Genomic DNA, 13,752 nt, shown 5'->3' with positions numbered 1-13,752 from the left:
GGAGACAAGCCATCGATGAGCGACACCCAAGAAGCATTCCGATTCGCGAAGCCCTACGAACTGCCGCATTGGCCCTTCCAGACGCCGCCCGAACTGCTGAACCCTGATGCACCCGTTGCGCGTCATCCCATCGTCATCGTCGGCGCCGGCCTCTCTGGCCTGACGCTGGCTTGCGATCTGGCGCAGCGCGGCATCAAGTCCGTGCTGCTCGACGAAGACGACACGGTGGGCGTTCGCGGCGCATCTTCGCGCGGCATCTGCTATGCGCAAAAGAGCCTGGAGATCTTCGCGCGCCTGGGCATCTACGAGCGCATCGTTGCCAAGGGCATCACCTGGTCGCTGGGGCGCACCTTCTCCGGCGACGAGGAGGTCTACAGCTTCAACCTGCAGACCGAGAGCTGCTCCGAGCAGCCGCCATTCATCAACCTGCAGCAGTTCTACGTGGAGTGGTTCCTGGTCGAGCGAATCCTCGAACTGGGTATGACCGACCTGCGCTGGAAAAGCCGCGTCGGCAAGGTCGAGCCACTTGCCGACGGAAGCGGCGTGTGCGTCGAGGTGCAGACGCCTGCGGGCAGCTACATGATCGAGGCCGAACACCTGGTGGATGCCACCGGCGCGCACAGCCCGATTCGCGAGCAACTGGGCGTCGCCTGCCATGTATCGCGCAGCACCGACCGCTGGTGCATCAGCGATGTGCGCTTCACCAAGCCCCTGCCGGTCGAGCGCTGGACCTGGGTGGACGCGCCCTTCAACGAAGGCCGTGCCGTGTGGCAGCACCTGATGGGCGATGGCGTCTGGCGCATGGACTACCAGATGCGCGAGGACTGTGATCCCGAAGAAATCAGCCGCCCCGAAGTCGCCGGCGCCCGGCTGCGTGAACAGCTGGGTCCGGATGTCGAGTTCGAATTCGTTTGGATCGGCCCCTATGGCTATCGCGACCACCTGCTGGAACGCTTTCGCGAAGGTCGCGTGCTGTTCATCGGTGACGCAGCCCATGTGGTGAGCCCGTTCGGCGCGCGCGGCGGCAACAGCGGCATTCAGGATGCGGCCAACCTGGCCTGGAAGCTTGCGCTGGTGGTCGAGGGCCGCGCGGCAGACGCGCTGCTTGATAGCTACGAAGCCGAGCGGCGGCCGACGGCCGCGCAGAATCTGCAAGTCACCAGCCGGTCGGCCCGCTTCCTGGCGCCTCGATCCGAGATGGAGCACATGCTTCGCGAAGCCGTTGTCGCGCTAGCGCCCCGGCACGCGTTCGCCAGGGCCATGGTCAACACCGGCCGCATGTCCGCGCCCAACCCCTACCCGCCTGCGCCGCTGCTGCCCGATGGTGCCGTCTCGGTACAGAACCTGCCGCTGCTGCTCGACGGCGAGGCCACCAGCATTGCACGCCTGTTGCAAGGATCGACCCACTGCCTGGGCCTGCTCGTCTCGCCCACCGCTACGCAAGCCGAAGCCTTTGGGCGCGAGGTGGCCACGAGGATGCCGATCCGCGTGCTGGCGATCAGCGGCGAAGGCCCATTGCCGACGCTGGCGCAAGACGACGTGTTGCTTCACCAATTGGGCGATCCGCCCAACGGCAGTCTGGTGCTGCTGCGACCCGACGCCTATCGTTGCGCGTGCCTGACCGACGCAACGCCGGCGAAGCTCACCACCCTGATGCGCCAGGCACTCGCCCTGCGGCCGGCGGCCGGTTGCGACGGCTGACGCCAGCTACCAGCCCAGGCCCATGTGCAGCGGCAGATACACCGCCATCCCGGCCACCATGGTGCCGAGCACGCCACGGCGCCAGAAGTAATAGGCGCAGCCGACCAGCGCGGCATAGATGCGCGCATCACGCAGCGTGTGGGCGAAGACGCCGTTGGTCATGACGATCTCGGGCAGCACCACCGCGGCGAGGGCCGCGATCGGCGCGTAGTGCAGCGCGCGGTGCGCCCAGTCCGGCAGGCCCCACGGGCGATCGAGGATGAAGAAGAAGCAGCGCGTGAGCACGGTCACGCCGGCCAGGCCCACGATGACCGCCAAGGTCCACCAGTCGATGCCGCCTTGCGTGCCGCTCATCGGTCATCCTCCGCAGCCGGATTGGGCACGAAGCCCTTCTCGATCCAGAAGCACAGCATCACAGCCACACCGATGCCCACGACGATGTTGAGCTTGAGCGGCAGCGCAAAGGCGGCCACGGCGGTCGCACCTGCGATCAGTGCCGCCATCACCCGCAGGCGCGACGTGGCCATCGAGCACAGGATGCCCACCAGGCTCAGCACGCCCGCGAAGCCCAGTCCCCAGGACTGGGGCACCAGATTGCCCAGGGCAATGCCCAGCAGGCTCATGCCCATCCAGGCGCACCACGTGACGAAGTAGCCGCCAGTCAGGTAGGCCTCCTGATTGGCGCGCTGGTCGTCGGTGCTCGGCGGCTCGGGAAAGCGCGCCGTGAACATCGCATAGCTCATGTCCGCCGTCAGGTAGCCATGAGTCATGCGGCGCCAGCGCGGCATGTGCATCAGATAGGGCCGCAGATGCAGGCTGAACACGACGAAGCGCAGGTTGACGCAAAAGCCGGTTGCCAGAACCACCCAGAAAGGCGCGCCCGCAACGATCAGGGGAATGGCCGCGAGCTGCGAGCTGCCCGCGTAGACCAGGAGCGTCATGGCCACCGACTCGAACACGCTCATGCCCGACTTGACCATGGCAACGCCGGTCATCAGCCCCCAAGCGCCAATGCCGACGGCAACCGGCGCCATGCTGTTCAGACCTTCGCGAAACGCCGGATGGCGCCGGATGGAGGACGAAAGAAACAAGGCAGGCCTCAGCGCTCGAACGCTTGCCCGGCCTTCAGCTCGAACCCGCGCAGGAAATCGCCCGCCGCGAGGCGCTTGCCGCCCGCGCGCTGAAGCTCGGTAACCAGCAACTGGCCTTGACCGGTGGCCACGCGCACGCCCTCGGCGCCGGCCGCCAGCACGGTGCCGGGAGCCGCATCGGCGTCCGCGTTCGGCAAGGGCTCGGCACGCCAGAGCTTGACGGTCTCGGCGCCGACTTGACCCGCCGCACCTGGGAAGGGGTCGAACGCCCGGACGCGTCTTGCAATGGCGTCTGCGGGCAATGCCCAATCGACGCGCGACTCGGCCTTCTCGATCTTGTTCGCGTAGCTCACACCGTCCTCCGGTTGCGGCACGGGCTTGAGGCGCCCCGCCTGCGCGTCGCTCAACGCCTGCACCACCAGCCTCGCACCCAGCTCCGCCAGCCGGTCATGCAGTTGGGCGGTCGTGTCCTGCCCGATCTCGAGCGACTCGACCAGCAGCATATCGCCCGTATCCAGGCCCGCATCCATCTGCATGATGGTGACACCGGTGAGCGAATCGCCCGCTTCGATGGCGCGGTGGATGGGCGCGGCTCCGCGCCAGCGCGGCAGCAGCGAAGCATGGATGTTCAGGCAGCCCAGCCGGGGCAGATCGAGCACCCACTGCGGCAGGATCAGGCCGTAGGCGGCGACCACCATCACGTCGGGATTGGCTGCGTTCAACGCATCCCGCGCGGCGGCAGCGTCATCCGGATACTTGCCATCCAGACGCAGGCTGCGCGGCTGGGCGACCGGCCATCCGTGCGCCAGCGCGGCCTGCTTGACCGGGGACGCCTGCAGCTTCATGCCTCGGCCCGCCGGTCTGTCGGGCTGGGTCAGGACCAGGCAGATCTCATGGCCCGCAGCGGCGATGGCTTCCAACGCGGAGCGGGCGAACTCCGGGGTGCCTGCATAGGCGACCCTCACCAGCGGAACCGATCATTGATCGTCGGATCGTCGGCACTGTGATAGCGGCGCACCACACCCTGCGGATCGATATAGATGTACAGGATGCGCGGGTTGTTGATCTGGCGATAGCGCCACGACCAGATGTTTCCGGCGAAGGAACTCACCTGGGTGACTTCGTAGGGAGGACCGTAGGTCTGCAGCACGTCCTGCCGAGTCCAGCGGTCGACCTGGATCGTCTTGTCGAAGTAGCGCTCGTCCAGCTCCTGGGTCACCGAGACCACGCGCCCGCTGGCGTCGAGGTCGACATTGGTCACCTCGCGGCCCATGGGCATGCGGGAGTACTGCAGCCGCTCGCCCGCCGCCAGAGGGAAAGACGCGGTGGGCGCGCCCAACTGCTGCAGGGCCTGCGACTTGGTCAAACCGGTCGGAAGGCGCGCCGGATCGCTGGCGCAGGCGGCCAGCAGCGCCACGACAGCTGCTGCCAAGGCAGCGCGCCAGTTCTTGGTGAAGCGCACGATTCAGGCCCTCCGCTCACGCTGCGAGTCGCGTTGCTCTTCGCGCTGCAGCTTGCTCAACTTGGTCTTGATGCGGTTGCGCTTGAGGGGCGAAAGGTATTCGACGAAGACCTTTCCCAGCAGGTGATCCAGTTCATGCTGAATGCACACGGCCAGCAGGCCTTCCGCCTCGTAGTCGCGCAGTTCGCCCTTTTCGTCCAGCGCCTTGACCTTGACCGACGTGGAACGCTCGACACCGTCATAGATGCCGGGCACCGACAGGCATCCTTCTTCGTTGATGACCGTGTCCTCGCTGGCCCAGGTGATCTCGGGGTTGATCAGCACCATCGGCTCGTCACGCTCTTCCGAAACGTCGATCACCACCACGCGCTCGTGAACGTCGATCTGTGTGGCGGCCAGGCCGATGCCGTTGGCCGCATACATGGTCTCAAGCATGTCCGAGACCAGGGTCCGGACGCGCTCATCGACTGCCTTCACCGGCTTGGCCACCGTATGAAGGCGCGGATCTGGGTAACTCAGAATGTTTCGTTTTGCCATGGATACTCGCGCTAATGTGGCTATTTTCGCCACTTCCGGCCCCTTGTGACGGATGCGCGGTCGGATAAACGTTGCCCCCTCCGGGGCTTCAGCGCAGAATCGTTGCAAATTGTGAGGATATGTACCTCGGACTCCGCCTCGTCCGGGGCAAGCACATCATTCGACCATGACTACTTTGCGTACCCCTTCGCGCCCCGGGCGCCAGAACCTGCTTGCCAGCCTGGCGGCGGTTGCAGTGCTCGGCGCCAGCGCAGCGGCCCACGCGCAATCCCAGTACCCCATCACGCCGCAGCAGCGCTCCGTGGCACAGGCGACGGCGCAAACCGGCATTCCGCTCAGCGAGTTGAGCCCCAACGCCCCCGACGAGTACACCGTCAAGCGCGGCGACACACTCTGGGACATCTCGCGCATGTTCCTTCGCAGTCCCTGGCGCTGGCCAGAACTGTGGGGCATGAACCTCAACGATATCAAGAACCCGCACCTGATCTATCCGGGTCAGGTGCTGTATCTGGAGCGCAGCAACGGCCGCGCCCGCCTGACTACTCGTGCCGGCGGCAGCGGCGGCACCATCAAGCTGACGCCGCGCACCCGCTACGACTCGGTGTCCGACCTGGCGCTGCCCACCCTCCGGCCGAGCCTGATCGAGGCCTTCCTGACTGAAGGCATCGTCATCGACAACGACACCCTGGCCGGGGCGCCACGCGTTGTGGCCGGGCGCGACGACCGCGTGCTGCTGTCGCGCGGCGATCGCATCTACGCGGCCGGCGGCGATGCGACGCAATTGATCGAGAAGCCGGGACCGATCCAGCAGTTCCGCATCTTCCGCGACGCCACGCCCATGGTTGACCCGGGCACGGGTGAAGTACTGGGCTACGAAGCGCAGTACCTGGGACGCGCCCGACTGGAGCGCAGCCAGACCACCGAAACGCAGTTGGAAGAGGGCAAGATGGTCACGAGCAACGTGCCCGCCACGCTCGACGTCGTCGCCGCTCGAGAGGAAATCCGCGCCGGCGACCGCCTGCTGCCCGAGCCGCCGCGCCAGCTGATCAATTACGTGCCGCACGCGCCGGCGACGCCGGTGGAGGGTGGACGCATCGTCTCGGTGTACGGCAACGCTGTGAAGTACGCATCGCAGAACCAGGTCGTGGCCATCAACAAGGGCATTGCCGACGGCATCGAGAGTGGCCACGTCATGGCCATCCTGAAAAATGGCGCGGTGATCACCGACCGTTCGAACGGAACCAAGGAAACGCTCAAATTGCCCAATGAGCGCATCGGATTGCTGATGGTGTTCCGAACCTTCCAAAGAGTGTCGTACGCTCTGGTCCTCGAGATCAGCGACGTGCCGCAAGCCGGTGACCTGCTGGTCAATCCGTAAGGCACTTTCTTTCGACACTCTTGGGTCCGACGCGCGACGAACTTTCCGATTGGCTTCGACTGGCACTGACCCCGGGCGTGGGGCCAGGCACTGCGCGTCGACTTCTGGCGGCCTTCGGGCTGCCGGGCGCCATCTTTTCCCAATCGCGTGCTGCCCTGCTCCAGGTGGCTTCGGCCGAGCAGGCTTCGGCACTGGCGCAGCCGCCCGAGCCGCTGGCGGCTCTGCTGGAATGCACCTGGAGCTGGCTGCAGGATGACCCCGGCGTTCGCCGCGTCGTGACGCTGGACGACGCGCACTACCCGCCCTCGCTGCTTCAAATCGCCGATCCACCCATGCTCTTGCATGTCATGGGGCCGCCGCAGTTGAGCCTTCTCCAGCTCGAACGCAGCATCGCGGTCGTCGGCAGCCGCAATCCAACTGCGCAAGGTGCCGACCATGCGAAAGCCTTTGCGCGCGCGCTGGGCGATGCGGGCTGGGCGGTCGTGTCGGGGCTCGCTCTGGGCGTTGACGGCGCAGCGCACGAAGGCGCTTTGGCGTCAGCCTCGACGTCGGTCGACCAGATCGCCACCGTCGCGGTGGTCGGAACCGGACTGGATCGGGTCTACCCCGCGCGCCACCGGGACCTCGCACATCGAATCGCCCAGCGCGGACTGCTCGTCAGCGAATTCGTGCTGGGCACACCGCCGCTGACGCCCAATTTTCCAAAGCGCAATCGCTTGATCGCAGGGCTCACGCGCGGTACGCTGGTGGTCGAGGCCGCACTGCAGTCCGGCTCGCTGATCACGGCGCGAATGGCGGTGGAGCAGGGCAAGGAGGTGTTCGCCATTCCGGGCTCGATCCATTCGCCTCAATCACGCGGCTGCCACGCATTGATCCGGCAAGGCGCCAAGCTTGTCGAATCGGTGCAGGACATCCTCGAAGAGCTCGGGACGCAAGTCGAAGTGTCGAACTCATCGGCTCATGAAACGACTCCGAAGGCCTCCGAGGACGATCCACTGCTCGTCGCCTTGGGGCACGAACCGACCGGCCTGGATGCCTTGGTGGCGCGCACCGGCTGGCCTGCTCCGCAGTTGCAGGCGCGCCTGCTTGAGCTTGAACTCGACGGCGTTGTTGCGCGCCTGCCCGGCGGGCTGTTCCAGCGCACCGGCCACGCTTGATTTCCATTGCCAAGCCGCAGTGGTCGGCTATATTGGGCTCATGTATGACGTGCTCGTTTTTGTCTACGAAAACTACTGGCACGGCGGTGCCTGTCCCGAGACCGAGCAGCTGAGCGTCAAGCTCAGTTCGAAAGGCTTCGAGGCTTCCGACATCGCAGATGCCCTGAACTGGCTCGACGGGCTTCGAATAGCCACCGCCGGCCTGCAAGGCGATTCGACAGACACCGAAGACACGCCGCGTCCTTCCGAATCCGCACTCCGCGCCTGGACGCTGCAGCCGCAATCGCCGCACGCCATGCGCGTCTACTCGTTCGAAGAGCAGGAACACCTGGGCGCCGAGGGCCTGGGCTTCCTGCGCTTTCTCGAAGACTCGCAGGTGCTGCCATCGGGCATGCGCGAGGTGATCATCGAACGCGCCATGGCGGCGCCCGAGGCGCCCCTCTCGCTGGAAGAGCTCAAGATCATCGTGCTGATGATCTACTGGAGCACCGGCATCGAGCCTGACGCCCTGGTGCTCGATGAGTTGTGCGACGACCCCGAAGGGCGCATCGCGCACTAGCACCAGCGGGCCAGGGCGCGCTCCTCAGTCCAGGAGGCGCTCGGGGTTGGCGTCGAGCTTGGCCAGCGCCTCGCGTGTGGCGCGCACCGTGAGCGTTTCTTCCTCGGCAGGCACCAGCAGGCCGGCTTGCAGATAAGAAGCCAGGCGGCCAGCCTGGATCAGGAAGCTGTTGCCCCCTGGCGAGGCGAAAAGGTGCAGCTGCTTTCGATCGCTGCGCCAGACGAATTGCACCTGCGTCACGCGGTTGTTGTGGTCCAGCATGAACCAGTTGCCGACCTGAAGCTCATGCGCCCAGGCAAGCATTTCTTCGCTGACCTTGGTGCCGGTATCGGGCACCACCTCGATCGAAGTGGCGTCCACGCCCAGCAGCAGTTCGATGCTGGCGGCATCCAGCGGCAGTTCGGTCGCACCTTCGTCGCTGAAGAAGTCCTCCAGGTTCGCCAGGCGCTTTGACATGGCATCGATCTGGGCCGACGGAATGGCGTCGGTCTTGGACATGAATGCGTCAGAGAGGGTCTCGCCGATGGTGCGGATCTGCTGCTCCTGCGGTTCGCCCTCGATGCCCATCAGGCTCATGCCCTGGCGCAGTCGTTGCAGCAAGTTGGGCAGGTCTTGAATGACGCGCGCGCGATCGGTTCGGCTTGGCTTGGCGCTGGCGGCCCAAACCAGGTCGGCCGCCGCGCGCTTGAGGGTGACGGTCTGCTGGTCTTGCGGGCCGTAACGCAGCGCGGCCATGGCCAGCACCTCGGCCCAGATCTTGAAGAGAAACTCGCGGATCTCGTCGCGCACCGGCATGTCGTTGAGCATCTTGCGAAGCTCGATGGTGTACTGGATCGCCATCGTCTCCTTCTGCTCGACCTGCTGCGCCACGCTCATCAGGCGCTGCGTGGCATCGCTCTGCGTGAGGTACTTCGACAGGAAGGCGACGAACTCGTCATACACCAGCTTGAACACGCGCTGGCCGGTCTCGGGGTACTGCTCGATGACCTGCACCACACGGCGGATTTCGTTCTCGAGGGCGCTGCCCGAAATGGCGGCCGCGTCGAAGCCCATGACGCAAGAACCCATGCGGTCGATGAGCATGCGTGCGGGGTGTTGCAGGGTGCCGAAGAATTCCGGCTCGGCAATGGCCACGCGAAGCACGGGCATCTGCAGGCGCGCAAACCACACTCGCGCGGAAAAGGGAATGCGCTCCTCGGCCAGGATGGCCTGGAACATCAGCGCGACGATTTCCACCGTGGCCTTGTCGGCCGTGGTCGGCGCCTTTTTCTTCAACTCGGCAGTTCGCCGGCGCATGTCGGCCATGCCCTGCTGGATGGCCGTCGCCTCATCCCCCACGACGTAGTGCGAAGCGGCTGCGCGGTAGGCCACCTCAGCGTCCATGATGGCCTGGACGAACACCGGCGACGCGGCACCCGGCGCCATGGCACCGCCGGCGCTTCCGCCAGCCAACATGCTCTGGGCGGCGCTACCGCCCACGAAATCGTTGCCCAGGCGCGCACTGACGAAACGCTTGAGACCGCTCAATACACCCTGCGCCCGTTGGCGCGCCACCATGAATGGCGAGCCGCCGATGACCAGCCCGCCATCCGCCGCTTCGCCATTCGCCATGCCGGCCCCACCGGCACCCGCCCAGCGCGCGCCATTGGGCGTCGCCGCGGCGCCGGCTCGCACACCGATGGCCGCGGGCGCGAAGCCGCCGGGCATCATGGGCTCTGCGGCGCCTGCCGGCCGTGCGGCAATGGCGGGTCCGACGCCCATCGGCGCGGACGAAGGCGCGCCATGAGCACGGCGAACGAGGCCCTTGAGGTCGATCTCGGGCATGACGCCCTGCGAGATCAGGAATTGGTTGGTGTTCTTGTACGCCTGCTGGATCACGTCCAGGATCTGCGCGTGGACGACGTCCTGCACCTTGGTCCACATGGCCCGGGACAGCCCTGCCGCCAGCCATTGTTCGACCAGGCTCTTGGCCAGCACTTCAGGCCGCAGCACGTCGTTGGTGGACAGCTCGTTGATGCCTTCGAGGTGCTGGATGCGCAAGCGCAGGTCGTTCAACTCGAAACTGGCCTTGTCCTGGATCACCAGCGCGAGCCGGGAGGACAGGATGTTGTTCTCGACCACCTCGTCGCCAATCAGCTCCAGGCCCGCCGAAGCGGAATTGGTCTTGTTGCCGATGGTCGCGTTGCCCAGGGCCTTGCGCCAGGCGGTACGGGCCAGATCGACCCAGCGCGACTGTTGCTCGGCAAAGGCGACCAGGTCATCGCGGTGTGCATACATGTCGCGCACGCTGCCGGTCTGGGTGGCCAGGGCGTCCAGGCGCTCGCGAATGGCCTGGGCAGTCGGCGCGATCATGCCTTCCGTCGCGGCGACGAAGCGCTCCCTCGCCTGGCGCGCAATCAGGCGGGCGGTCTCATGGGAACGCTCATTGCTCATGGATGGGATGGGGAAGGCTCGTAGCCGGCAGGCACTAGCTTGCCCGTGGCTGGCGATCCAGACAAGTCCTGAAACACTTTAGACGCCCATAACGTCGCTTCACGTCCACGCCAGCGGCCGCTCACACCACCGCGCCTGCGTTCGGGTCGTCCGGGTCGCCGTCTCGTTTGGCGGAATGCTTGACCAGGTCCTCGCGCTTGACGCCCAGCCACATGGCGATGGCCGCGGCCACGAAAGCCGACGAATAGATGCCGAAGCAGATGCCGATGGTCAGGGCCAGCGAGAAGTAGTGAAGCGTCGGGCCGCCGAAGAAGAACATCGACAGCACCACCAGCTGGGTGGAACCGTGGGTGATGATGGTGCGGCTGATGGTCGAGGTGATCGCGTTGTCGATGATCTCCACCGTGCTCATCTTTCGGTAGCGCCGGAAGTTCTCGCGGATCCGGTCGAAGATCACCACCGACTCGTTCACCGAATACCCCAGCACCGCCAGCACAGCCGCCAGCACCGCCAGCGAGAACTCCCACTGGAAGTAGGCGAAGAAGCCAAGGATGATCACCACGTCGTGCAGGTTGGCCAGCACGGTCGCGAGAGCGAACTTCCATTCGAAGCGGAAAGCCAGGTAAATCATGATGCCGACCACCACCATCCCGAGCGCTTTCAGCCCGTTGGTGGTGAGCTCGTCGCCCACCTGCGGGCCGACGAACTCGTTGCGGCGAAGCTGCACCGAAGGCTCATCGGCCTTCAGGGCCTCGACCACCTTGGTGCTCTGTTCGGACGCGCTCACGCCCTTCTGGGCCGGCAGGCGGATCAGCACGTCGCGCGACGTGCCGAAGTTCTGCACTTGCACGTCGGCATAGCCGAGCTTGCCGATGGCGCTGCGAACCTTGGACAGATCGGCCGGCTGGGAATAGGCCACCTCCATGACCGTTCCGCCGGTGAACTCCACCGACAGGTGCAGGCCTTTGGTGACCAGGAAGAAAACCGCCAGCGCGAAGGTGACGAAGGACACGATGTTCAGCACCAGCGCGTGGCGCATGAACGGGATCGTGCGGTGAATGCGGAAGAACTCCATCTCGTCGACTCCCTCTTATTTGCCAGAGGCGACCGCGGTCGCGTCGGTGGCGGGGCGCCACACGGTGCCGATCGACACGCTCTTGAGCTTCTTCTTGCGCCCGTACCAGAAGTTCACCAGCCCGCGCGAGAAGAAAACGGCTGAGAACATGGAAGTGACGATGCCGATGCAGTGCACCACCGCGAAGCCGCGCACCGGACCCGAGCCGAATGCAAGAAGGGCGATGCCGGCGATCAACGTGGTGACGTTGGAATCGAGAATCGTGCCCCAGGCCCGGTCGTAGCCAGCGTGGATGGCAGCCTGCGGTGAGGCACCGTTGCGCAGTTCCTCGCGCACACGCTCATTGATCAGCACGTTGGAGTCGATCGCCACGCCGATCGCCAGCGCCATGGCAGCGATGCCTGGCAGCGTGAGCGTGGCCTGCAGCAGCGAAAGAATTGCCACCAGCAGCAGCAGGTTGACTGCCAGCGCGATCGAGGAGAACAGGCCGAACAGCGCGTAGTAGACGCACATGAACACCATGATCGCCAGGAACCCGTAGGCCACGCTCTTGAAGCCCTTGGCGATGTTGTCGGCACCCAGGCTCGGGCCGATGGTGCTTTCCTCGATGATTTCCATCGGCGCGGCAAGCGAGCCGGCGCGCAGGAGCAGCGCGAGGTCGTTGGCTTCCTGGATCCCCATGGCGCCAGAGATCTGGAAGCGCGTGCCCAGTTCGCCGCGGATGGTGGCCACCGAGATGGCTTCGCCCTTGCCCTTTTCGAACAGGATGATGGCCATCGGCTTGCCGATGTTCTCGCGACTGACGTCACGCATCACGCGTCCGCCCTTGGCGTCGAGCGTGAGCGAGACGTTGGGCTCCTGGTTCTGCTGGTCGAAGCCGGCCTGTGCGTCGGTGAGGTTCTCACCCGTGGCCAGCACCTGCTTCTTGGCGATCACCGGGCGGCCCTGGCGATCAAGAAACTTCTCGCCACCGAAGGGGACCGGGCCGGTGCCCTGGCTGGCTGCGCGTGCCTCGGCAGTGTCATCCACCAGGCGCATCTCCAACGTCGCGGTGCGGCCCAGGATCTCCTTGGCCTTCGCCGTATCCTGCACGCCCGGCAACTGGACAACGATGCGGTCGAGGCCCTGCTGCTGGATCACCGGCTCGGCCACGCCCAGCTCGTTGATCCGGTTGTGCAGCGTGGTGATGTTCTGCTTGAGGGCCTGATCCTGCAGTCGGCGCTCGGCCTCGGGCTTGAAGGCGGCCCGGATGCGGAACTCGTTGCCGTCCTGCGACGGCGTGCCGGTCAGGTCGGGAAACTGGTCGAGCAGGATGCGCTCGGCGGCGTCTCGGCTGGCCGCGTCGCGGAAGCGCAGGTCAATGGTTTGACCGTCGCGGCTGACCGAGCTGCCGCGGATGGTCTTGTCACGCAAAGCCTGGCGCAGGTCGCCGGCGAAGGTCTCGGCCTTCTTTTCCATGGCGCCCTTCATGTCCACTTGCAGCATGAAGTGGACGCCACCACGAAGGTCCAGGCCCAGGTACATCGGATACGCATGCAGCGCCGTCAGCCATGCGGGCGAACGCGACACGAGGTTAAGCGCGACGGTATAGGCGGCATCGGCCGGGTCCGGCACCAGCGCGTGCTGGATCGCGTCGCGCGCCTTGATCTGCTCGTCGGTGCTGGAGAAACGGGCGCGGACGGAGTTGCCGTCGAGCGTCAGCTGGTCCGGCGTGAGCCCGGCGGACTTGAGCGCCGCCTCCACACGCTGCTGCGTGGCGAGATCGACCTTGACGGTCGACTTGGCGCTCGACACCTGCACGGCAGGCGCCTCGCCAAAGAAATTGGGCAGGGCATAGATCAGCCCCAAAAGCAGCACGATCACGATGATCGTGTACTTCCAGACCGGGTATCGGTTCATGATCGCACTCGACTTGCGGAACGGGCCGCCTGACGAAAAAGCGGCGCCCTGCTGGGCGCCACGTATCGGATTTACTTGACGGTGCCCTTGGGCAGCACCTGGACCACGGCGTGGCGCTGCACGCGCACTTGGACGTTGCTGGCGATTTCCAGCGTCAGAAACTGCTCGTCGATCTCGGTGATCCGGCCCAGCACGCCGCCGGCGGTGGCGACTTCGTCACCCTTGGCAAGGGCGGACAGCATGTTGCGCGTTTCTTTCTGGCGCTTCATCTGCGGGCGGATCATGATGAAGTACAGCACCACGAACATCAGCAGCAGCGGCAGCATGCTGCCCAGCGAGGACATCATGTCACCGCCGCCAGCGGGGGCGGCGGTCTGTGCAAAGGCGGTGGAAATGAACAATGGAGTCTCCAGCGTCGGTCGGTAGATGGGAGGGTGGAAGGCGACAGGCGCCTCCCGTG

The 13,752-nt window shown here is 65.6% G+C and carries 13 protein-coding genes; 4 read left to right on the top strand and 9 right to left on the bottom strand.

Annotated features, from left to right (window positions below; all coding sequences use genetic code 11):
- The first annotated feature begins 15 nt into the window (after nucleotides 1–15).
- Nucleotides 16–1,701: an FAD-dependent oxidoreductase gene (locus QTH91_RS09380; RefSeq protein WP_286659810.1), complete on the top strand. Its 1,686-nt coding sequence runs from the start codon at nucleotides 16–18 to the stop codon at nucleotides 1,699–1,701.
- A gap of 6 nt (nucleotides 1,702–1,707) precedes the next feature.
- Here the strand turns inward: QTH91_RS09380 and QTH91_RS09375 are convergent, their stop codons facing one another.
- Genes QTH91_RS09375 through def form a run of 5 tightly spaced genes read right to left on the bottom strand, consistent with a single transcriptional unit; the run spans nucleotide 1,708 to nucleotide 4,791 of the window.
- A complete protein-coding gene (locus QTH91_RS09375) occupies nucleotides 1,708–2,055 on the bottom strand; it encodes an AzlD domain-containing protein (RefSeq protein ID WP_286659809.1) in 348 nt (115 codons plus the stop codon).
- The gene (locus QTH91_RS09370) at nucleotides 2,052–2,792 is read right to left on the bottom strand and encodes an AzlC family ABC transporter permease (RefSeq protein ID WP_286659808.1); all 741 of its coding nucleotides are present in this window, start codon (nucleotides 2,790–2,792) and stop codon (nucleotides 2,052–2,054) included. The genes QTH91_RS09375 and QTH91_RS09370 overlap by 4 nt, the downstream gene beginning before the upstream one ends.
- Nucleotides 2,793–2,800: 8 nt before the next feature.
- Complete coding sequence (gene fmt, locus QTH91_RS09365) at nucleotides 2,801–3,757, bottom strand: methionyl-tRNA formyltransferase (RefSeq protein WP_286659807.1); 957 nt, start codon at nucleotides 3,755–3,757, stop codon at nucleotides 2,801–2,803.
- The gene (locus tag QTH91_RS09360) at nucleotides 3,754–4,254 is read right to left on the bottom strand and encodes a hypothetical protein (protein WP_286659806.1); all 501 of its coding nucleotides are present in this window, start codon (nucleotides 4,252–4,254) and stop codon (nucleotides 3,754–3,756) included. Before QTH91_RS09360 ends, fmt begins: the two co-directional genes overlap by 4 nt.
- A gap of 3 nt (nucleotides 4,255–4,257) precedes the next feature.
- Entirely contained in the window at nucleotides 4,258–4,791 is a 534-nt protein-coding gene (gene def / locus QTH91_RS09355) for a peptide deformylase (protein WP_286659805.1), read from the bottom strand.
- A gap of 166 nt (nucleotides 4,792–4,957) precedes the next feature.
- On the opposite strand from def, the gene QTH91_RS09350 reads away from it, so the two are divergent.
- From QTH91_RS09350 to QTH91_RS09340, 3 genes are read left to right on the top strand one after another with little or no spacing between them, the layout of a single operon-like run.
- Nucleotides 4,958–6,169 carry a LysM peptidoglycan-binding domain-containing protein gene (locus QTH91_RS09350; protein WP_286659804.1) on the top strand — a complete coding sequence of 404 codons (1,212 nt, stop codon included), beginning with the start codon at nucleotides 4,958–4,960 and terminating at the stop codon, nucleotides 6,167–6,169.
- Nucleotides 6,170–6,189: 20 nt separating this feature from the next.
- Complete coding sequence (gene dprA, locus QTH91_RS09345) at nucleotides 6,190–7,326, top strand: DNA-processing protein DprA (protein ID WP_286659803.1); 1,137 nt, start codon at nucleotides 6,190–6,192, stop codon at nucleotides 7,324–7,326.
- A gap of 40 nt (nucleotides 7,327–7,366) precedes the next feature.
- Nucleotides 7,367–7,885 carry a Smg family protein gene (locus tag QTH91_RS09340; RefSeq protein ID WP_286659802.1) on the top strand — a complete coding sequence of 173 codons (519 nt, stop codon included), beginning with the start codon at nucleotides 7,367–7,369 and terminating at the stop codon, nucleotides 7,883–7,885.
- Nucleotides 7,886–7,909: 24 nt separating this feature from the next.
- On the opposite strand, the gene QTH91_RS09335 is transcribed toward QTH91_RS09340, so the two are convergent.
- The 4 genes from QTH91_RS09335 to yajC form a co-directional block, all read right to left on the bottom strand.
- Nucleotides 7,910–10,318: a DUF1631 family protein gene (locus QTH91_RS09335; protein WP_286659801.1), complete on the bottom strand. Its 2,409-nt coding sequence runs from the start codon at nucleotides 10,316–10,318 to the stop codon at nucleotides 7,910–7,912.
- Between the two features lie 121 nt (nucleotides 10,319–10,439).
- Nucleotides 10,440–11,393 (bottom strand): protein translocase subunit SecF, encoded by a 954-nt coding sequence (gene secF, locus QTH91_RS09330; protein ID WP_286659800.1) that lies wholly within the window; start codon nucleotides 11,391–11,393, stop codon nucleotides 10,440–10,442.
- Nucleotides 11,394–11,408: 15 nt separating this feature from the next.
- Entirely contained in the window at nucleotides 11,409–13,292 is a 1,884-nt protein-coding gene (gene secD, locus QTH91_RS09325; protein WP_286659799.1) for a protein translocase subunit SecD, read from the bottom strand.
- A 71-nt stretch (nucleotides 13,293–13,363) separates the two neighbouring features.
- Nucleotides 13,364–13,693: a preprotein translocase subunit YajC gene (gene yajC, locus QTH91_RS09320; protein ID WP_286659798.1), complete on the bottom strand. Its 330-nt coding sequence runs from the start codon at nucleotides 13,691–13,693 to the stop codon at nucleotides 13,364–13,366.
- Nucleotides 13,694–13,752 lie beyond the last annotated feature (59 nt).

It is taken from the genome of Variovorax dokdonensis (assembly GCF_030316895.1).
Classification (GTDB): Bacteria; Pseudomonadota; Gammaproteobacteria; order Burkholderiales; family Burkholderiaceae_C; genus Variovorax; species Variovorax dokdonensis.
This window is presented reverse-complemented; position numbering and strand designations above follow the sequence as displayed.